This is a genomic window from Pseudodonghicola sp. (assembly GCF_048268305.1).
GTDB lineage: Bacteria > Pseudomonadota > Alphaproteobacteria > Rhodobacterales > Rhodobacteraceae > Pseudodonghicola.
In genome coordinates this window covers 276,114-295,361 of sequence record NZ_JBLWVT010000008.1, presented here as the reverse complement: position 1 = coordinate 295,361, position 19,248 = coordinate 276,114, and the positions used below count along the sequence as shown (strand labels likewise).

16 protein-coding genes and 1 pseudogene are annotated in these 19,248 nt (G+C 62.8%); 9 read left to right on the top strand and 8 right to left on the bottom strand.

Annotation, left to right across the window (positions count from 1 at the left end; translation table 11 throughout):
* The 4 genes from ACN0V4_RS16665 to cysQ all read right to left on the bottom strand — a co-directional run.
* The coding region (locus tag ACN0V4_RS16665) for a sugar phosphate nucleotidyltransferase (protein WP_417678134.1) at positions 1–244 on the bottom strand (244 nt) is incomplete at its 3' end.
* Positions 245–343: 99 nt separating this feature from the next.
* Positions 344–1,621, bottom strand: coding sequence for a glycosyltransferase family 2 protein (locus ACN0V4_RS16660; protein ID WP_417678132.1), 1,278 nt, complete (start codon positions 1,619–1,621; stop codon positions 344–346).
* Positions 1,618–2,418: a 3-deoxy-manno-octulosonate cytidylyltransferase gene (locus ACN0V4_RS16655; protein WP_417678130.1), complete on the bottom strand. Its 801-nt coding sequence runs from the start codon at positions 2,416–2,418 to the stop codon at positions 1,618–1,620. The genes ACN0V4_RS16660 and ACN0V4_RS16655 overlap by 4 nt, the downstream gene beginning before the upstream one ends.
* Entirely contained in the window at positions 2,418–3,215 is a 798-nt protein-coding gene (gene cysQ, locus ACN0V4_RS16650) for a 3'(2'),5'-bisphosphate nucleotidase CysQ (protein ID WP_417678128.1), read from the bottom strand. The genes ACN0V4_RS16655 and cysQ overlap by 1 nt, the downstream gene beginning before the upstream one ends.
* 119 nt (positions 3,216–3,334) lie before the next feature.
* Here cysQ and ACN0V4_RS16645 point away from each other — a divergent pair, with 119 nt between their 5' ends.
* Entirely contained in the window at positions 3,335–4,156 is an 822-nt protein-coding gene (locus tag ACN0V4_RS16645) for an ABC transporter permease (protein ID WP_417678126.1), read from the top strand.
* 9 nt (positions 4,157–4,165) lie between these two features.
* Here the strand turns inward: ACN0V4_RS16645 and ACN0V4_RS16640 are convergent, their stop codons facing one another.
* The gene (locus tag ACN0V4_RS16640) at positions 4,166–4,768 is read right to left on the bottom strand and encodes an alpha-ketoglutarate-dependent dioxygenase AlkB family protein (RefSeq protein WP_417678124.1); all 603 of its coding nucleotides are present in this window, start codon (positions 4,766–4,768) and stop codon (positions 4,166–4,168) included.
* A 248-nt stretch (positions 4,769–5,016) separates the two neighbouring features.
* Between ACN0V4_RS16640 and dnaK the strand changes: the two genes are divergently transcribed.
* The 7 genes and pseudogenes from dnaK to ACN0V4_RS16605 form a co-directional block, all read left to right on the top strand.
* On the top strand, positions 5,017–6,933 hold the full coding sequence (gene dnaK, locus ACN0V4_RS16635) for a molecular chaperone DnaK (protein WP_417678122.1): 1,917 nt from the start codon (positions 5,017–5,019) through the stop codon (positions 6,931–6,933).
* Positions 6,934–7,011: 78 nt separating this feature from the next.
* Positions 7,012–8,163 carry a molecular chaperone DnaJ gene (dnaJ, locus tag ACN0V4_RS16630; RefSeq protein WP_417678120.1) on the top strand — a complete coding sequence of 384 codons (1,152 nt, stop codon included), beginning with the start codon at positions 7,012–7,014 and terminating at the stop codon, positions 8,161–8,163.
* Between the two features lie 197 nt (positions 8,164–8,360).
* A complete protein-coding gene (locus ACN0V4_RS16625) occupies positions 8,361–9,074 on the top strand; it encodes a JAB domain-containing protein (RefSeq protein WP_417678118.1) in 714 nt (237 codons plus the stop codon).
* Between the two features lie 55 nt (positions 9,075–9,129).
* Positions 9,130–10,389, top strand: coding sequence for a tyrosine-type recombinase/integrase (locus ACN0V4_RS16620; RefSeq protein WP_417678116.1), 1,260 nt, complete (start codon positions 9,130–9,132; stop codon positions 10,387–10,389).
* Positions 10,386–11,378 (top strand): tyrosine-type recombinase/integrase, encoded by a 993-nt coding sequence (locus ACN0V4_RS16615; RefSeq protein WP_417678114.1) that lies wholly within the window; start codon positions 10,386–10,388, stop codon positions 11,376–11,378. Before ACN0V4_RS16620 ends, ACN0V4_RS16615 begins: the two co-directional genes overlap by 4 nt.
* Positions 11,375–12,385 (top strand): tyrosine-type recombinase/integrase, encoded by a 1,011-nt coding sequence (locus tag ACN0V4_RS16610; RefSeq protein WP_417678112.1) that lies wholly within the window; start codon positions 11,375–11,377, stop codon positions 12,383–12,385. The genes ACN0V4_RS16615 and ACN0V4_RS16610 overlap by 4 nt, the downstream gene beginning before the upstream one ends.
* Before the next feature lie 180 nt (positions 12,386–12,565).
* Positions 12,566–12,727 (top strand): annotated as a pseudogene (locus ACN0V4_RS16605) (JAB domain-containing protein); the annotation flags it as partial.
* Between the two features lie 3 nt (positions 12,728–12,730).
* On the opposite strand, the gene ACN0V4_RS16600 reads toward ACN0V4_RS16605, so the two are convergent.
* The 3 genes from ACN0V4_RS16600 to secA form a co-directional block, all read right to left on the bottom strand.
* Positions 12,731–14,290 (bottom strand): phosphate ABC transporter substrate-binding/OmpA family protein, encoded by a 1,560-nt coding sequence (locus tag ACN0V4_RS16600; protein WP_417678110.1) that lies wholly within the window; start codon positions 14,288–14,290, stop codon positions 12,731–12,733.
* A gap of 24 nt (positions 14,291–14,314) precedes the next feature.
* Positions 14,315–15,364 (bottom strand): translocase, encoded by a 1,050-nt coding sequence (locus ACN0V4_RS16595; RefSeq protein WP_417678108.1) that lies wholly within the window; start codon positions 15,362–15,364, stop codon positions 14,315–14,317.
* 110 nt (positions 15,365–15,474) lie between these two features.
* Positions 15,475–18,195, bottom strand: coding sequence for a preprotein translocase subunit SecA (gene secA, locus ACN0V4_RS16590; protein ID WP_417678106.1), 2,721 nt, complete (start codon positions 18,193–18,195; stop codon positions 15,475–15,477).
* 175 nt (positions 18,196–18,370) lie between these two features.
* Here secA and ACN0V4_RS16585 point away from each other — a divergent pair, with 175 nt between their 5' ends.
* Positions 18,371–19,246 (top strand): peptidylprolyl isomerase, encoded by an 876-nt coding sequence (locus tag ACN0V4_RS16585; RefSeq protein ID WP_417678104.1) that lies wholly within the window; start codon positions 18,371–18,373, stop codon positions 19,244–19,246.
* Positions 19,247–19,248: the final 2 nt, after the last annotated feature.

Sequence of the window (19,248 nt, the reverse complement as noted above, 5' to 3'; positions counted from 1 at the left end):
TCCGCTTCAGCTCCTGCTCGAGGATCGGCGAATTGTCGAAGTAATCCTCCAGCGCCGATTTCCCCCGCGAGGTCACGAAGATGAATTCCCTGATCCCCGCCGCCCGCGCCTCGTCGATCGCGTATTGCACCAGCGGACGGTCCACCAGCGTCATGATCTCCTTCGGAACCGATTTCGTCGCCGGCAGAAACCGCGTCCCCATCCCCGCGACCGGAAAAATCGCCTTCGTTACCTTCTTGCGCATAAAGCCCTCAAATTCCGCCGAGACCTATTGGTCTCGGCTGTCTCGTTAACATGGAATCACGGGGTAAAGACATGATCCTTGCGACAAAAATTTCCCCCTCTATGGCACTTTTCCATCAGCAGGTTGCGCCGCGCGCGAAGAACCGCCCAAACCGCGCTGTCTTGCCACCCGGGCGATCTCGGCGCGGATCCGGGACGAAAACCGCCAAAGCGTGAAGACCGGCTGATCCCGATCGCTGCGACCGAAGAGACCGCCGCTCTGCTCCCAGATGCCATCGGGGGTGAAGCGCAGCTGGTGATAGAGCGCGGTGGGCGACAGCCGGATCACCGTCGCCACATTGCCGGCCGCGGCCGCCGCCCGCGCGGCCCGGCGAAGCGGCCGGCGGCGCCAAAAGCGGCCGGCGAAAACCAGGCTGCGGGCATCGGCGCGAACCGGATAGGACAGGAAAGGGGCAGCCGGAGCGGGCAAGGACGGCATCGGTTCGGGATTGCGGCGCGCGCCTTCGGCAAAACCGGCGTCAAGCCCGGCCAGCAAGCGGCGAACATCGCGCGGCTCCAGCCGTCCGGCCACCATATGGGTCAGGGCCCGGGTCCGCTCGCCCGCGCGGATCTCGGCCCAGACCGCGGCACAGCGATCTTCCGGGCAATGGCGCACCAGAAACACCGCCCAGCTCGCCCCGATCTCGGCCAGATCGCGCGGCACCCGGTCATCGCGGCGCCGCGCGCTGGCGGCGAAGCCATGGTGCACCTCGGCCGGGGGGACGATGGCGGTCTGGGCACCGATCTCGGCCAATCGCAGGTTCAGGTCGGTCTCGTCCAGAAAGAAACGATAGCGCGGATCGAAGCCGCCGATCCGGGCCAGCACGCCGCGGCGGATCGCCATATTGGTGCCCTCGGTCTTGATGCCCAGGCCGGGTCGCGCCGTCAGCACGGTGATCCGATCCGGATCAACCTGCAGAGCGGTCTCGCCGCCGGTACAATCGACCGAAGCGGCCCGGGACTGAAAGGAAATCCCGTTGCGCCCCCGGACGAAGCCGCCTGCCGCCGTCACCTGTGGATCAGCGAAGGCCGCTGCCAGATGCGTCAGCCACAGCGGCTCAGGCACTGAATCGTCGTCGATGAAGGCCACCACCCGACCCGCCGCCTGGGCCAGGCCCAGGTTGCGCGCCGCCGAGATATTGGCCTGATCGAAAGCCACCTGCTTGATCTGCGCCGCCTGCGGCAGGCCGCGCAGCATCGCCAGCCCCTGCGGGTCGGCAACCACCACCACCTCGAAGGCCGGATAGCGAAGCTGCGCCACCCCCCGCAGGCAACGGCGCAGCGCGTCCGGGCGATGCCGGCTGACGATCACCACCGAGATCGTCAGCGGATCGCTCATTCCACCCCCATCTCGGCCATCATCGCCTCGATCCGGACGACGTCCTCGGGGTTGTTCAGCTCCCAGAACTGGCGGCCGCGCGCCTCGACCTCGACACAGAGGATACGGTGACCGTGTTCGAGAAAGCGCAACTGCTCCAGCCCTTCGAGGCGTTCCAGCGGGCCGGAGTCCCAACGCGGATAGGCGCCCAACGCCGATGGGCGATAGGCATAGACGCCGACATGGTGGAACACCGGCGTCGGCGCATCATCCGCATAGCGCTCAGAGGTATAGGGGATCACCTCTTTCGAGAAATAGAGCGCGTGGTTCTCGCGGGTGAAGACGGCCGTGGTGCCCCCGACCCGACCGGCCTTGCGGTCATCGAGAAAGCCGTTCAGCGCCCGGCCGTCGCAGCGCAGCACCGGGGTGGCGATGTCGGCCATAGGATCGGCGCGCAGACCGGCAACCAGATCCTCGACGAACCAGGCGGGCGTCAGCGGCGCATCGCCCTGCAGGTTGACCACGATGTCATAGCCGCCGCCCAGGTTATCCAGCACCTCGGCGCAGCGTTCGGTGCCGTTGGCGCAGTCTGACGAGGTCATCACCACCTCGGCGCCGAAGCCTTCGGCGGCGGCGCGGATACGGTCGTCATCCGTGGCGACGACCACCCGGTCGACACCACGGACGGCCCTGGCCGCGTCCCAGCTGCGCCGGATCAGGCTTTTCGCCTGACCCGAGGCGCCCTTAAGTTCCACCAGCGGCTTGCCCGGATAGCGGGTCGAGGCGAAGCGCGCCGGGATCGCGACCAGAACGGACATTACGCCTCCTTCAGCTCAACGCCCGGGGCGTAGGCGATGAAGAAGGGGTTGGCATAGCCATCCTTGCCATAGGTCAGCGGCGTGTGATCGTCGAAGCGCACCACCTTGCCGCCAGCGCCCAGAAGGACGGCATGACCAGCGGCAGTGTCCCATTCCATGGTGCGGCCAACGCGCGGGTAAAGATCGGCCTCGCCGGTGGCGACCAGGCAGAACTTCAACGAAGAACCAGCGCTCTTGCTGTCCTTCACCTTGTATTTGTTGATGTAATCGTCGGTCGCCTGATCGCGGTGCGATTTCGACGCCACCACCATCAGCGCGTCGTTGTCGCTGTCGGCCACATGGATCGGGGTGATTTCGCCCATGGTGTCGGGATCGAAGACGCCAGTTTCCTCGACCGAGGTTCCGTCGGCCAGGGTAAAGAACATCCGGTTCTTGGCCGGGGCATAGACCACACCGCGGGTCGGCACGCCGCCCTCGACCAGCGCGATATTGACGGTGAAATCGCCGCGACGGTTGACGAATTCCTTGGTCCCGTCCAGCGGATCGACGATCAGGAAAGTGTCGCCCTTCTGCTTGTGCGACCCGGCCTGTTCTTCGGTCACCAGCATGACATCGGGGAAGGCAGCGCGGAGCCCTTGGGAGATCAGCTCATCCGCCGCCTCATCCGCCTCGGTCACCGGACTGTCATCCGATTTGACCTTCACAGCGAAGTCGTCGGCGTTATAGATCTCCATGATCTTCGCTCCCGCCTCGATGGCGAGTTTGCGGATCACGGGAATTAAGGCATCATATTCCACAAAAAAGCTCCATTTTTGCGCTTGGTTTGTAATAGAGATAGCCACACTTATGCTGCGGGGGCGCCGGAACGGCAAGTTCTCCGTGGCGCAACGGGGCAGTGTCACGGGACCGCGGTTCAATGTTTCAATACCGATCCAACAAGTCGAAGCTTTCCAGCGCCCTGACCATTCTGGAGCTGATCTTTCACTCCGTCGTGCGACACGTTCGATCAGCCCACAGCAACGCCTTCCTCGCCATCGGCAAGAACCTGCTGCAGGTCGTGATCTTCGTGCTGGCCTTCTACGTGATGTTTTCGGTGCTTGGGCTCAGACGCTCGGCGGTGCGGGGCGACTTCCTGCTCTATTTGATGTCGGGGGTTTTCCTCTTCATGTGCCACACCAAGGCGGTGGGCGCGATCGTCAAATCCGAGGGTCCGAACCACCCGATGATGCAGCACGCGCCGATGAATACGGTGATCACCATTTCAGCCGCCGCCGTTGGATCACTCTATATCCAGCTGCTGACGATGTTCGTGATCCTGTTCGGCTATCATGTGGCGATCAAGCCGATCACCATCGATGATCCCGCCGGCGCCATCGGGATGCTGTTGCTCGCCTGGTTCAGCGGCTGCGCCATCGGGCTGGTGCTGCTGGCGCTGCGACCCTGGTTTCCCACCGCGGTCAGCCTGATTTCGACCATCTATCAGCGCGCCAACATGATCGCCTCGGGCAAGATGTTCCTCGCCAACAACCTGCCAGCCTATATGCTGCCGATCTTCTCGTGGAACCCGCTGTTTCACACCATCGACCAGGCGCGCGGCTATGTCTTCATCAACTACAATCCGATGAATACCAACTGGCATTATCCCCTTTGGCTCGGGATCGTGCTCACGATGATCGGGCTGATGGGCGAATTCTATACCCGCCGCCATGCCTCGCTGAGCTGGAGCGCGCGGCGCTGAGCGCCGCGATCACTCCACCACCCTGAGCGTCAGGTTCAGCCGCCCGCCGCGCGGCAACAGGCGCGAGGATTTGAAGCGGATGCGGTCCACCCCGTGATAGGCCAGCCGCGCCGGCCCGCCCATCACCACCACATCGCCGGAACTGAGCCAGATCGATTCGGTCTTGCCGCCCCGCGTCGGGCCGCCCATGCGGAACAGCCCGTCGTCGCCCAGGCTGACCGAGACCACCGGCCAGGAAAAATCCGCCTCGTCCTTGTCCTGGTGCAACCCCATCCGGGCGCCTTCTCCATAATAGTTGATCAGGCAGCTGTCGGGCTGCCGCTCCAGCCCGGTCACCTCGGCCCAAAGGCGCAGGATCGGCGCCGGGATCGCCGGCCAGGCCATCCCCTTGGGGTGGTCGGGCACATAGCGATAGCCCTGCGCATCGGAAAGCCAGCCGAGCCGCCCCGCCGAGGTCATCCGGACCGACATCGTCTGGCCTTTCGGAGTGACCGGATGGAACGGCGGCGCCGACTTCAGCACCGGGCGCAAGGCCTCGATCAACTCCGCCTGGCCCGCCACGTCCAGCCAGGATTTCAGCACCACGAAATCGCGGATCATCAACCGCGCCATCGCCTAAAACTCCCGCATCCCCAGAGCCTTGCAAAAAACCCAGCTGGACATCACGAATTCGTGAAATCCAAACTGCATGGATGGTTGCAGGGCCATTTCCCGCTTCCTATATACGGCTGGAAGCGCAATGGCACGCCCGGCATGAAGCCGCCGACCGTCCGCCAGAACGCACCGGGATCGGGGCTGGGATGCCGTAACGGGTTCAAGCCTCGGGTAATCGCCTTGAATGCAATAAGGGATCGAAACACATGAGCAAAGTTATCGGGATCGACCTCGGGACCACCAATAGCTGCGTGGCCATCATGGATGGCTCGCAACCCAAGGTCATTGAAAACTCCGAAGGGGCACGTACCACCCCCTCGATCGTCGCCTTCACCGATGAAGAGCGGCTGGTCGGCCAAGCCGCGAAACGGCAGGCCGTGACCAACCCCAACAATACCGTCTTCGGCGTGAAACGCCTGATCGGTCGTCGTTATGACGACCCGGCAGTCGCTAGCGACAAGAACCACCTCCCCTACACCGTTGTCGATGGCGGCAACGGCGACGCATGGGTCGAGGCGCATGACGAGAAATATTCGCCGTCGCAAATCTCTGCCTTCATCCTCGGCAAGATGAAGGAAACCGCCGAAAGCTATCTCGGTGAAGAGGTCAAGCAGGCCGTCATCACCGTGCCCGCCTATTTCAACGACGCCCAGCGTCAGGCCACCAAGGACGCCGGCAAGATCGCCGGTCTGGAAGTGCTGCGGATCATCAACGAACCGACGGCCGCGGCGCTGGCCTATGGGCTCGACAAGGACGAAAACCACACCATCGCGGTCTATGACCTCGGCGGCGGGACCTTCGACGTGACCATCCTGGAAATCGACGACGGCCTGTTCGAAGTGAAATCCACCAACGGCGATACCTTCCTCGGCGGTGAAGACTTCGACATGCGGATCGTCAGCTACCTGGCCGACGAGTTCAAGAAAGAGCACGGCGTCGATCTGACCAAGGACAAGATGGCCCTGCAGCGTCTGAAGGAAGCTGCCGAAAAGGCCAAGATCGAACTGTCCTCCAGCCAGCAGACCGAAATCAACCAGCCGTTCATCTCGATGGACAAGAACACCGGTCAGCCGCTGCACTTGGTGATGAAACTGACCCGTGCCAAGCTGGAATCTCTGGTCAGCGACCTGATCAAACGCTCGATGGACCCCTGCAAGGCCGCGCTGAAAGACGCCGGCATCACCGCCGCTGACGTGGACGAGGTGGTTCTGGTCGGTGGTATGACCCGGATGCCCAGGGTCGTCGAAGAGGTGACCAAGTTCTTCGGCAAGGAGCCGCACAAGGGCGTCAACCCGGATGAAGTCGTCGCCATGGGCGCCGCCATCCAGGCCGGCGTGCTGCAAGGCGACGTCAAGGACGTGGTCCTGCTCGACGTGACCCCGCTGAGCCTCGGGATCGAAACCCTGGGCGGCGTGTTCACCCGGCTGATCGACCGCAACACCACCATCCCGACCAAGAAGTCTCAGGTCTTCTCGACCGCCGAGGACAACCAGTCGGCCGTGACCATCCGGGTGTTCCAGGGTGAACGCGAAATGGCGGCGGACAACAAGCTGCTGGGCCAGTTCAATCTGGAAAACATCCCGCCGGCACCGCGCGGCATGCCGCAGATCGAAGTCGCCTTCGACATCGACGCCAACGGCATCGTGTCGGTCAGTGCCAAGGACAAGGGCACCGGCAAGGAACAGAAGATCACCATCCAGGCCTCGGGCGGCCTGTCCGATGCCGACATCGAGAAGATGGTCAAGGACGCCGAAGAGAACGCCGAAGCCGACAAGGCGCGCCGCGAGCTGATCGAAGCCAAGAACCAGGCCGAAAGCCTGATCCACTCGACCGAGAAATCGATCGAGGAACACGGCAGCAAGGTCGACCCCAGCACGGTCGAGGCGATCGAGCTGGCCATCGCCGCGCTGAAGGATGACCTGGAGAAAGACAACGTCTCGGCCGACAAGATCAAGTCGGGCATCCAGAACGTCACCGAAGTGGCGATGCGTCTGGGCGAGGCGATCTATAAGGCCAGCCAGGAAGAGGCCGATGAGCCCAAGGCCGCCGATGCCGGCCCCGGCGAGGACGATATCGTCGATGCCGAGTTCGAAGACCTCGGCGAGGACAAGAAACGGTCCTGAGGCGTAACGCCGAACAAAGACGGGCCGGTCCGGAACCCGGGCCGGCCCGCTTTCGTTCCGGCAAGAGGATAAACACCGATGTCAAAACGTGACTATTACGACATTCTCGGGGTCTCAAAAGGCGCATCGGCTGACGAGCTGAAAAAGGCGTATCGCAAAAAGGCCAAAGAGCTTCACCCCGACCGCAACAAGGACAATCCCGACGCCGAGTCCCAGTTCAAGGAAGTGAACGAGGCCTACGACATCCTGAAGGATCCGGAGAAGAAGGCCGCCTATGACCGCTTCGGACACGCCGCCTTCGAAGGTGGCATGGGTGGAGGCGGCGGGCCGCGCCCCGGGGCCGGCGGCGGCTTCGGCGGCGGCGATTTCTCCTCGGCCTTCTCGGATGTCTTCGACGATCTCTTTGGCGACTTCATGGGCGGCCAACGCGGCCGGCAACGGGCGACCCGCGGTTCGGACCTGCGCTATAATCTGCGGGTGACCCTGGAAGAGGCCTTTGCCGGCGTCCAAAAGACGATCAACGTGCCCACCTCGGTGGCCTGCTCGGCTTGCGACGGCAGCGGCGCCGAAGGCGGCGCGGAACCCACCACCTGCCCGACCTGCTCCGGCATGGGCAAGGTGCGGGCGCAACAGGGGTTCTTCACCGTCGAACGCACCTGTCCGACCTGTAGCGGGACCGGGCAGATCATCCAGAACCCCTGCAAGGTCTGCGGCGGTGCCGGCCGGATCGAAAAGGACCGCGCGCTCAGCGTCAACATTCCGGCCGGGGTTGAAACCGGCACCCGGATCCGGCTTGCCGGAGAGGGCGAGGCGGGGATGCGCGGCGGGCCTTCGGGCGATCTCTATATCTTCGTCGAGGTGGCACCGCACAAGCTGTTCGAGCGTGACGGGATCAACCTCTACTGCCACGTCCCGGTCAGCATGACGACCGCCGCCCTCGGCGGCGCCATCGAGGTGCCGACGATCGACGGCGGCCGCGGTCGGGTGCAAATCCCGGCAGGCAGCCAATCAGGGCGGCAGATGCGCCTGCGTGGCAAGGGCATGCCGGCGCTGCGCGGCGCCGGCAAGGGCGATATGTATATCGAACTGAAGGTGGAAACCCCGGTCAACCTGACCGGCAAGCAGAAGGACCTGCTGAAGGAATTCGACGCGCTTTCCGAGGATAACAACCCCGAAAGCAAGAGCTTCTTTTCCTCGGTCAAATCCTTCTGGGACAGCATGAAGGGGTGAGCAAGCCTCTTGGAAACGCTCCAGTGGAGCGTTTCGCTTGCAAACGGGCGGAGCCCCGGAACACCCCCAGACCTGCCACAACACCCGCCATCGCTGGCGGGTGTTTTTTCTTACCCGACCGACACCGCCCCAGGGAGAGCAAAGGCCTCCCGAATCGTTAACCTGGCGTTTACCTTGCGCGCGCATCCTGCGGGATCATGAGCCCGCCCGATGCCTTCGATGACGCCCGCGCGTCGCTGTTTGCGCCAGATGAGGCGCCGGAAATGCCGCTGCCCACCGGACGGCTCCCGTCCTATATCCGCGACCATCGCCAGAGGCTGCGCGACCGCTTCCTGCAGGGCGGTGCGACGGCGATGCCGGATTACGAGTTGCTGGAGCTCTTGCTGTTCCGCTCGATCCCCCGGCGCGATGTGAAGCCGTTGGCGCGCGCCCTGCTGGATCATTTCGGCGATATCAACCGGGTGCTCGCGGCGCCACCGGCACGGCTGGAGACGGTCGAGGGCATCGGCCCCGCCACCATCGCCGATCTGAAGATCGTCGAGGCGGTGGCCCACCGCATGGCCCGCGCCCGGGTGATGCAGCGGCATGTGATCTCGAGCTGGGACGCGGTGCTGGACTATTGCCATACCACCATGTCGCATCGCGAGACGGAGCAGTTCCGCATCCTCTACCTCGACACCAAGAACACGCTGATCGCGGATGAGGAACAGGCGCGCGGCACCGTCGATCACGTCCCCGTCTATCCGCGCGAGGTGGCCAAGCGGGCGCTGGAGTTGAACGCCTCGGCGCTGATCCTGATCCATTATGTGGCGCGCCACATAATGGATCTTTTGTGCCCCGTTTTCTTATGTGTCCTGCCGTCAAGATCGGTTGCTCTTTCAATGGCTTGTGGACCGAAGTCGGACACATAACGGTGCTCGCCGTGCAACATGACTGCACCTGTCATTTTCCAGAAGGATGCTTGTCATGTTGGAACGCCATTTCAGGTCGCTCATGGTGATCGACCGTATTAGAGCCCAGTGGCTTGGGCCGCAGATCGAGCGCTACGCTCAATCGCTTGATGAGTTACATACCGGGACCGCCACTGTTCGGCAGCATATTCGGGCCCTCGGGCACTTCAACGATTTTGCAGTTGGGCGCGGCGCAAAACGCCTTGATGAACTGCCCGACCACGTAGATGCGTTTGTCAGCCACTGGATTGCTGAACATGGCACGTGGTGCAAGAGCCCCCAAGATCGGGCGACAATCATTTCTCAAAGCCGTTTGCCAGTGGAGCGGATGCTTTGTCTAGCCCTGCCGGGTTTCACACGGCAAAGCCACCGTCAGGCCAATCCCTTCTACGTCAGCGTGCCCGGCTTCTTCCCTTTCCTTCTCAAGGAGAAAGGACTGCGACAAGCGACACTACACAAATACGCCTACACCCTGCGCCCGTTCGAGTCATACTTGGCGCAGACGGGCATAACCCTGTCGGCGCTTACCCCGGCGTCCATCACCGATTTCATCAACGTCCGCGCTGAGGCATTGCATAAGTCCGGCATGCTCGGCACGACGGGCGCCTTGCGTGTTTTCCTCGCCTATCTGCACCGTGAAGGTATCATCGCCAACGATCTCACGCGCAGTATTCCGCGCGGCCGCGTCTATCGACAGACATCCATTCCACGAGCGATTTCATGGCCTGATGTCGAACGCTTGCTGGCCAGCGTCGATTGCCGCTCCGACTTGGGCAAGCGTGACTACGCCATTCTGACATTGTTGGCCAGCTACGGGTTGCGTGCGAGGGAGATAGCGGCCCTGTGCTTGGACGATCTTGACTGGGAGCATGACCAGATCAGCGTCCCAATGCGCAAAGGCGGCCATTCGACCCGATATCCGCTGTCAGCGATAGTCGGCGAAGCAATGATCGCCTATTTGCGCGTTCGGCGCACGGATATCGCTGATCGCCAAGTCTTCTTGGCCGCAAGATCGCCCTATTCACCCATGACGCATACGGGGGTGTCGTGCATGGTCTCTGGCCGCATGCGCAGAATTGGCATTCAGGTTGCGCGCGCAGGATCGCACACATTACGCCATGCCTGCGTGCAACGCCTTGTGGAAGCCGACCTGCCGTTCAAAATCATTGGCGACTATGTCGGCCATCGCCACCCGGCATCCACATTGGTCTATGGCAAGGTGGCGGTACACAAGCTGCGAGAGATGGTCATTGCCCAAGGGGAGGACGTGCTATGACCGCCCCCTGGAACAGCTTTCAAAGCATCCTAGCCCCTCAGATCGAACAATACCTGCGTGCAAAACGCGCCATGGGGTGCAAGTTCGCCTGCGAAGATCGCCAACTTCGGCTGCTCGATCGATTTCTCAACAACCGCGGCGTGGAAAGCATTGAGGCGATTGACGCACAGTGCCTGCAGGACTTCTTGGATTCCCGCAAACGCACCAACCCGCGCAGCTACAACAATCTGCTCGGAGATGTTCGACGGTTGTTCGACTGGATCGCCAGCCAATACATCCCAGGTGCCTCACCGGTAACGATCAAGGCTCGGCCGCAAACAGCGCGACAGCTGCCCTACCTGTTCTCAGACGAGACGATACGGCGCCTGCTGACTTTGGCAGCAGCATTGCCAGACAACGCGCGAGCGCCGCAGCGCGGCATCATCTATGAGATGATCTTTGCCTTGCTCGCCAGCCTTGGCCTGAGGGTCGGGGAAGTCGCCAATCTGCAATGGGGCGATGTGGATCTGACGCGCGACCTGGTGGAGATCCGCAACACCAAATTCGGCAAGGACCGACTTGTGCCCTTTGGGCCCAAGCTGGCCGTCAGGCTGCGCACCTATCGGACACAACGGGAGCAAAATGGGTTCGTCTGCTCAGGCGCCCATCACTTGTTTTCCTGGAATGGCCGTACACCGATCAGCACCAACAGCATCCGCAACACATTCCGTGATGATCTGTTGCCCCAACTCGCCCTTGCGATACCGATTGGGGTTTTCGGCCCACACGTTCATGGCCTGCGCCATTCATTCGCGGTGCGCACCCTGCTGAACTGGTACCGTCAAGGGATCGCGCCAGCCGACCGTCTGCATCATCTGTCCACATTTCTGGGGCATCTCAATCCCAACAGCACAGCAGTTTATCTGACCATCACGAACGACCTGCTTGATGCCGCAAACCACCGCTTTGAAGCCTTCGCGCCGACGCTGACCGATGGAGGCGAAGCATGACGCAGCTAAACTTTCCGGCATCCGTGCACCATTACTTTCTGGAGTATCTGCCGCGCCATAAAGGCCTGCAATCCAGCACAATCCGCAGTTATCGAGACAGCCTGCGCCTGTTTCTGATCTTCGTGGCCGATGCCAATCGGATAGGGGTCAGTGGCCTCGGGTTTAAGCACTTGGACTACTCTGCCGTGCAGGCATTCCTGCACAACATGGAAGTCGAGCGTGGAAATGCGATCAGTACGCGCAACCAACGCCTGACAGCCCTTCATGTTTTCTTCGAGTATCTCGGCAGAACGACACCCGAGATGTTGCCGGTCAGCGCCAAGGTCGTAGCCATCCCGATGAAGCGCCATCAGCGTCCTGAGATGAAGTTTCTGGCACGTGATGAAGTCGAGGCGCTCTTTGCCTGCATCCCCGCCCAGAACCGTCTTTCGCTTCGCGACCGTGCACTCCTCATGCTGCTCTACAACACCGGTGCGCGCGTCTCAGAGGTCGCGCAACTGAAGGTGGATCAACTCGATTTAGCCTCACCGGCTCGGGTCAGATTACTGGGCAAAGGCTCCAAATGGCGAACCTGCCCTCTCTGGGCCCAGACCGCCAAAGCGTTGCAGGCCATGTTGGATGAACGGGGCGCGGTTCTCTCGTCGGATAGCCTTGTGTTCGTCGGCGGTACAGGCGGTGGGATGACCCGTTTCGGCATCTACAAGCGTATTCGCCATTATGGCAAACTCTGGGAGGCGGCGGGCGTGCCGGCGTCGCGCACCCACCTCACGCCCCACGTGTTCAGGCATACAACAGCGGTCCATCTCCTCGAGTCAGGCGTGGAGGTCAACGTCATTCGGGGCTGGCTGGGGCATGTCAATCTTGAGACCACCAATCGCTACGCCGAGATAACCATACGCATGAAGGCTGATGCCTTGGAACTGCTTGAACCGGTCACAACCAGAGGCGCAAGCAAGTCCGCATGGCGAGATGACGCGGCCATGCTGGCGTGGCTGTCATCCCTGTAGCGATATGACACTGGGCGACATGTTTGACCGCCCAGTGTTCCTACAATCATCTCTCGCCCAAAACCAGAAACACCCAATGCCAGCAGGCATGCGCCGTTATGTGTTCGAGTTCGGTCCACAAGCCATTGAAAGACCAACCGATCTTGACGGCAGGACACATAAGAAAACGGGGCACAAAAGGTGCACAACCACCCCTCGGGCGACCCGAGCCCGTCGCAATCAGACATCCGGATGACCGAAAAGATCCATGACGCCTGCGCCACGCTCGGGATCACGCTGCATGATCACCTGATCGTCGGCAAATCCACCGAGCTGAGCTTTCGCGCCGAGGGCTATCTATGACCCTCAGCGCAGCCAGACCTCGACCCGTCGGTTGACCTGGCGGCCCCAATCGCTGTCGTCGCAGGCCATCGGCAGCGCCTCGCCGAAAGCGTCGACGCCGATTTCGACCTGGGCGGCCTCGGCGGTCTTGGCGGCGGCCAAGACCGCATCGCGCACCGACTCGGCGCGTTTCTGAGCGATGGCGCGGTTGGCCTCGGCGGGGCCGTCGCCATCGCTGAAGCCGACGAACAACAGCCTTTCGGCATCGAAACCGCCGATCTCGATGGCGCGGGCGAGCTGTTCGATATTGCCGCGCGACTGGGCATCCGGCCGGGTCGAGCCGACCTCGAAGCGGAAGGAGGTGGACAGCCGCGTCAGCGGCGCCAGGGTGGCGATCATCCGCTGCAGCTCTTCCAGCGGCACCTCGGGACCGGCGGTGGCGATGGCATTGGCCAGCCGGTCGCCCTGGGTGTCGATCGCGATCCGCTCCGGCGCCTGATCGACGAAACCGGCGCGGCGAATGACGATCTGCGCCGCCGGGCTTTGCACATAGAGAAGGAACTCACGCGCCACCTTGGGCAGCCGCCGCGCCGGCATGTAAAGGAACATGGGCGAGACCAGCGGGTAATCCTCGGTCTTGATACTGCGCCGGTTGGCCTGAAGCGAGAAGCCGCAGGCGCCGGTCAGCGGCAGCCCCCGCGCCATGCCGGTTTCGGCAAAGCTGGCGATGCCGATGGCGAAGGGATCGGTGACCACCGCCCGGACCAGATCGCTGTTGCGCCCATGCCGCGCCACGCCCTCGGCCAGCTCCAGACCGGCCGGGCGCAGCAACCGATCCTCCACCGCCTGGGCCAGACCGGAGCCGACCTCAGGCAGGTGCAGCGCGATCGGCGCGTCGGGCCCGCCAAGATCGGCCCAGCTCAGGATCTCGCCGGCGAAGATCCGGGCAAGATCGGTGGTCGAAATCCGCCGGATCGGATTGGCCGGCGCCACCACCGGCACCATGGCGTCCAGCGCCAGCACCTTTGAGCGGTTTCGGTCGGTCATATCACCCATACCGGCGTCGAAGGCGCGCTGCCGTTCGCCCGGGCGGATTTCGCGCAGGGCCAGCACGATGTCGGCCTCATTGGCCAGAAGATCGGCAAACCCCTCGTCGGTATTGCTGACCCGGAAGTTGAAAACCGCCATCATCACGCCATCCTCGCCGCGCGACAGCACATAGTCGAAGTGCCGGTCGTCCGCCGTTTCGCGGGCGGCGCGCCAGCCGTTGCGCAGGGCAAAGCCCTCGATCAGCGCCGGCAGCAGCACGTCGGCCATGGTGGCGGAGCCTGACAGCGCCAGCTCTGCCACGTAATCGGTCAGGTTAGGACATCCCGGCCCCTCGCAGGACACGCCGGAGCCGTCCACCGTCAGCTCGCCGTATTTGGTCTCCAGCCGGTAGAATTCACCATCGAAGCCCAGAAGCGTTCCCGACACCTCGACCGCGCCATCGGACGAGGTCAGGGTAACATCCTGCGCTGCAAGGGGGGGCACAGCGACAAAAAGAGAGAGTGCGGCGAAAACCGCCGCACGATGCCAATTCATATCAAACCTTAATTCAATCGCGGATCATTTCGCCGCGATCTTCAGGTCATCCAGCAGATTATTCAACACCAGAAAGTCGCCCACCGCGTCGCAAGCCGGCATCGCAAGCTCAAGCTCGCGGGTGCGGAGCTGATCCTTGGCCTGACGTTCCAGCACCTGGGCGGAAATCTCGCGGCCACAGTTCTGCGCGGTGATCTCGGCCTCGACGCTCAGCGTGATCGCGCCCGTGCGATCCGATTGACCGGCCGGGAAGGAATAGACCTCGGCGGTGAGCGGGGCCAAAGTCATCGGCGCGCCCAGCCGAACCACCGTACCATGAACCGCGGGCTCTTCCTTCAATTCCTCGGCGGTGAGTCCTGCCCAGATATGCCCGGGGTCATCATAACCGGCGCCGAATTCGCGGGCATGGAGTTCAAACCCCTCGGGGCCGGCCCATTGCAGCGCGATCCGGTCGAAATCACCGATGTCGGGCACCTGAATCACGGCCACCGCACCGTCGCCATTGTCGAAGGCGGCGATAAAGACCGCCTGTTCGGCAAGCGCTGGAATGGTGATTTCAAGCTGGCCCTGATCGTTGGTCAGATCGGCGAAGAACATGCCGTGGTGGTGGATCACCACCCGGGTATTGGCCTGGCAGGGGGCAGAGATCTGCAGATCGACCAGCGCGCCGGCGCGCGCGGTGGCCTCTGCCGTCACGGCGCAGCTCCGGGTCTTGGCGGCGGCGGGCTCCGTCGCCGCGGTGTCGAGTGTGGCCAGAGGTTCGGCCAGAGGTTCGACCAGCGCGGGGGAATCATCAGGGGTGGTTTCGCCCTCTGCCGGGGCAGAGGTCAGGGCGATGCGGTCGATGTCCAGCGGCTCTGCCACCCGGACCGGGGTCCTTGGCGGCTTCGGGACGGCGGGATCGGCAGGCGCGGCCTTTTCGGTCTGCGGCGGCGTGCCCGGGGCGGCGGCAACGACCGGGCCCGCTTCGGGGGCAGAGGCCGGCAGGGGCACGAAACGCTGCATGACGAACCCGATGCCAAGCGCGCAGGCCATCGTCCCGCCGACAAGCGCAATCAGACGTATCCTGGACATGACCATATCCCTCCACCACCAAACGGATCAAAAGATATGTCGCCCCGAAAGGCGGCCATCTTGTGGCCGCCAGGGGGAGTCATTCAGGCGGTTTCATGACCCCTTGGGGATCAGGCCAGCCGCCCGTGGCAATGTTTGAACTTCAGACCGCTGCCGCAGGGGCATTTGTCGTTGCGGCCCGGGTTGCCCCAAGTCGAGGGATCGTTTTCGTCGAAGCCGGGCAGCGGCCCCTCGCCCTGGTCGATGGCGACCTGCGCCTCTTCCGCCGCCTCTTCGGCCTGATCGGCCTGACGCTGCATCTGCGTCTGCTGCGCCATGAACTGCGCCAGCATCTGGCGCTGTTCCTCTTCCGTCAGCGGACGGATATGGGCCAGCTTCTGCGTCACCGTCTCGCGCAGGGCGTCGAGCAGGCCCTCGAACAGCTGGAAGCTTTCGGTCTTGTATTCGTTCAGCGGATCGCGCTGCGCATAGCCCCGGAACCCGATGACCGAGCGCAGGTGTTCCAGCGTGATCAGATGTTCGCGCCATTTGGCGTCGATGGTTTCCAGCAGCACCTGCTTTTCGATCTGGCGCATGTTCTCGGCGCCGAAATCGACCGCCTTCCTCGCCATCATCTCGTCACTTGCCTTTACCAGGCGCTCGCGGATGTCCTCCTCATCGACACCTTCCTCGGCGGCCCATTCCATCACCGGCACGTCGATCCCGAGCTTTTCGATGCATTGCGCATAAAGCCCCTGGGTATCCCACTGATCGGCATAGCTGCGCGGCGGCATATGGGCATCGAGCAGATCGTCGATCACCTGATGGCGCATGTCGGCGGCCACGTCGGAAAGATCCTTGGCCGCCATGATCTCGCGCCGCTGGGCAAAGATCACCTTGCGCTGATCGTTCATCACGTCGTCGAACTTGAGGATGTTCTTGCGGATATCGAAGTTGCGCCCCTCGACCTTGGCCTGGGCCCGTTCCAGCGACTTGTTGACCCAGGGGTGAACGATCGCCTCGCCTTCCTTCAGGCCCAGCGTCTTCAGCACCCGGTCCAGCCGTTCCGACCCGAAGATCCGCATCAGGTCGTCTTCAAGGCTGAGGAAGAAGACGGTGCGCCCCGGGTCGCCCTGACGGCCCGAACGGCCGCGAAGCTGGTTGTCGATCCGCCGGCTTTCATGCCGTTCCGAACCGATGACGAAGAGACCGCCGGCGTCGAGCACCTTTTGCTTTTCGGCGGCGTGCTTGGCCTCTTCCTCGGCGCGGATCGCGGCCGGGTCGGCCTCGGGGTTCTGCGCCAGAGCCGCCATCACCTTCATCTCGACGTTGCCGCCAAGCTGGATGTCGGTGCCGCGGCCGGCCATGTTGGTGGCGATGGTCACGGCGCCCAGACGGCCGGCATCGGCGACGATCTCGGCCTCGTGTTCGTGGTGACGCGCGTTCAGCACGTTATGCGGCACCCCGGCGTCGCGCAGCATCTGGCTGAGCATTTCCGATTTCTCGATCGAGGTGGTGCCGACCAGAACCGGCTGGCCCTTTTCATGCGCCGCCTTGGTTTCCTCGATGATGGCGCGGTACTTCTCGGCCCCGGTGCGGAAGACCTGATCGTCCTCGTCCTTCCGGGCGATCGGGCGGTTGGTCGGCACTTCCACGACGCCAAGCTTGTAGATCTCGGCGAATTCCTCAGCCTCGGTGGTGGCCGTCCCGGTCATCCCGCCCAGCTTGTCGTAAAGCCGGAAGAAGTTCTGGAAGGTCACGCTGGCGAGCGTCATGTTCTCGGGCTGGATCTGAACGCCTTCCTTCGCCTCGATCGCCTGGTGCAGACCTTCGGAGAGACGCCGCCCGGCCATCATCCGGCCGGTGAATTCGTCGATCAGCACCACCTCGCCGTTGCGGACAATGTAATCCTTGTCCCGCTGGAACAGCTTGTGCGCGCGCAGGCCCTGGTTGACGTGGTGCACGATGGTCGTGCTCTCCGGGTCATAAAGCGTCTGCCCTTCGTCCAGCAGGCCACGGGCGTGAAGCTGCTGTTCGAGAAACTCGTTGCCCTCCTCGGTGAAGGTCACCGTGCGGGTCTTTTCGTCGACCGAGAAGTGATCATCGGACAGCAGCGGAATGATCTGGTCGATCACGGCATAGAGGTCGGAGCGGTCATCCGCCGGCCCCGAGATGATCAGCGGCGTGCGCGCCTCGTCGATCAGGATGCTGTCGACCTCGTCCACGATCGCGTAAAAGTGATGCTTCTGGTAGAGCTGGTTCAGCTCGGACTTCATGTTGTCGCGCAGATAGTCGAAGCCGAATTCGTTGTTGGTGCCATAGGTCACGTCGGCCGAATAGGCATCGAGCTTTTCCTCGTTGCTCATCCCCGACCAGATCACCGCCGCGCGCATGCCGAGAATGGCAAAGACCTTGCCCATCCATTCGCTGTCGCGCTTGGCCAGGTAATCGTTGACCGTGACCACATGCACGCCCTTGCCCATCAGCGCGTTCAGATAGGCCGGGAAGGTTGCCACCAGGGTCTTGCCCTCGCCGGTCTTCATCTCGGCGATATTGCCCTGATGCAGGAAGATGCCCCCCATGAGCTGGGTGTCGAAGGCCCGCAGACCCAACGCCCGGCGGGCACCTTCGCGAACGTTTGCAAAGGCTTCCGGCAGAAGATCATCCAGGCTTTCGCCACCCTGCGCGCGCTGTCGCAGCTCTTCGGTCTTCTGGCGAAGCCCCTCGTCGCTGAGGGTCTCGAACTCCGGCTCGAGCGCATTGATCTTTTCGACCAGAGGCCGCGTCGCCTTGATCTTCCGGTCGTTCGGCGTCCCGAACACCTTCTTGGCGAGAGTTCCGATACCCAGCATATTGCCTCCGCGGCTCTGACTTTATCGTGTTGTCGTCAGGCTTGTCCGCCCCGCACGCAACCCATAGATACAAGGGGAAACGGTCCTGACGTCGGCCCTAAGGCGATGTAAGGGGCGGTGGTAACAGTGTCAACGCCGCGGCCAGCCGCGGTCCTCCAAGGAATAGGAAGATTCAATGATCAAAGGTCTCACCGCTCTGCCCGCCCTGGCGCTGGCAGGCCTGCTGGCCCTGCCTGCTGTCGCGGAAACCAAGACGGAAGCCCCGGCAGCCGCCAAGCCCACGGCCGAAACCGTCGTGGCCACCGTTGGCGGTCAGGAGATCACCCTGGGCCAGATCATCGTCGCCCGCACCACGTTGCCGCAGCAATATCAGCAGCTTCCGCCCGAAGTGCTCTATGACGCCATTCTTGAGCAGCTGATCCAGCAGACCGTCCTGGCCGAGGAACACGGCCCCGAGCTGTCGCTGCATTCCAAGATCGCCCTGGCCAACGAGACCCGCCAGCTTCTGGCCGGCGACCAGATCGAAAAGATCATGGCCTCGGCCGCCAGCGAGGACGACATCAAGGCGGCCTATGACGCCCAATACGGCGCCAATTACCACGAGATGGAATACAACGCCTCGCACATCCTGGTTGAGACCGAGGACGAGGCCAAGGCGATCCGCAAGGAACTGGACGACGGCGCCGATTTCGCCGAACTGGCGAAGACCAAGTCGACCGGCCCCTCGGGCCCCAATGGCGGTGAGCTTGGCTGGTTCTCGAAGGGCATGATGGTGCCGGAGTTCGAAGACGCGGTGATGGCGCTGAAACCCGGTGAAGTCTCCGAGCCGGTGCAGACCCAGTTCGGCTGGCACATCGTCAAGCTGAACGAGGAACGCGAGAAGCCCGCTCCGGCGCTGGAAGAGGTGCATGACCAGCTTGCTGCCGAATTGCAGCAAAAAGCCGTAGCGGATCACGTCAAGGAACTGGTAGATAACGCCGAAATCACTCGGCCCCAAGTCGAGGGGCTGGACCCGGCAATGATCCAGGATCTGGATCTCGTAAGGAAGTAAAT

What these genes read in the sequence shown, in the direction of transcription:
- ACN0V4_RS16660 (WP_417678132.1), bottom strand. Translation starts at nt 1,621, where the DNA reads ATGAGCGATCCGCTGACGATCTCGGTGGTGATCGTCAGCCGGCATCGC.
- ACN0V4_RS16655 (WP_417678130.1), bottom strand. Translation starts at nt 2,418, where the DNA reads ATGTCCGTTCTGGTCGCGATCCCGGCGCGCTTCGCCTCGACCCGCTAT.
- ACN0V4_RS16645 (WP_417678126.1), top strand. Translation starts at nt 3,335, where the DNA reads ATGTTTCAATACCGATCCAACAAGTCGAAGCTTTCCAGCGCCCTGACC.
- ACN0V4_RS16640 (WP_417678124.1), bottom strand. Translation starts at nt 4,768, where the DNA reads ATGGCGCGGTTGATGATCCGCGATTTCGTGGTGCTGAAATCCTGGCTG.
- dnaK (WP_417678122.1), top strand. Translation starts at nt 5,017, where the DNA reads ATGAGCAAAGTTATCGGGATCGACCTCGGGACCACCAATAGCTGCGTG.
- dnaJ (WP_417678120.1), top strand. Translation starts at nt 7,012, where the DNA reads ATGTCAAAACGTGACTATTACGACATTCTCGGGGTCTCAAAAGGCGCA.
- ACN0V4_RS16625 (WP_417678118.1), top strand. Translation starts at nt 8,361, where the DNA reads ATGAGCCCGCCCGATGCCTTCGATGACGCCCGCGCGTCGCTGTTTGCG.
- ACN0V4_RS16620 (WP_417678116.1), top strand. Translation starts at nt 9,130, where the DNA reads ATGTTGGAACGCCATTTCAGGTCGCTCATGGTGATCGACCGTATTAGA.
- ACN0V4_RS16615 (WP_417678114.1), top strand. Translation starts at nt 10,386, where the DNA reads ATGACCGCCCCCTGGAACAGCTTTCAAAGCATCCTAGCCCCTCAGATC.
- ACN0V4_RS16610 (WP_417678112.1), top strand. Translation starts at nt 11,375, where the DNA reads ATGACGCAGCTAAACTTTCCGGCATCCGTGCACCATTACTTTCTGGAG.
- ACN0V4_RS16600 (WP_417678110.1), bottom strand. Translation starts at nt 14,290, where the DNA reads ATGAATTGGCATCGTGCGGCGGTTTTCGCCGCACTCTCTCTTTTTGTC.
- ACN0V4_RS16595 (WP_417678108.1), bottom strand. Translation starts at nt 15,364, where the DNA reads ATGTCCAGGATACGTCTGATTGCGCTTGTCGGCGGGACGATGGCCTGC.
- secA (WP_417678106.1), bottom strand. Translation starts at nt 18,195, where the DNA reads ATGCTGGGTATCGGAACTCTCGCCAAGAAGGTGTTCGGGACGCCGAAC.
- ACN0V4_RS16585 (WP_417678104.1), top strand. Translation starts at nt 18,371, where the DNA reads ATGATCAAAGGTCTCACCGCTCTGCCCGCCCTGGCGCTGGCAGGCCTG.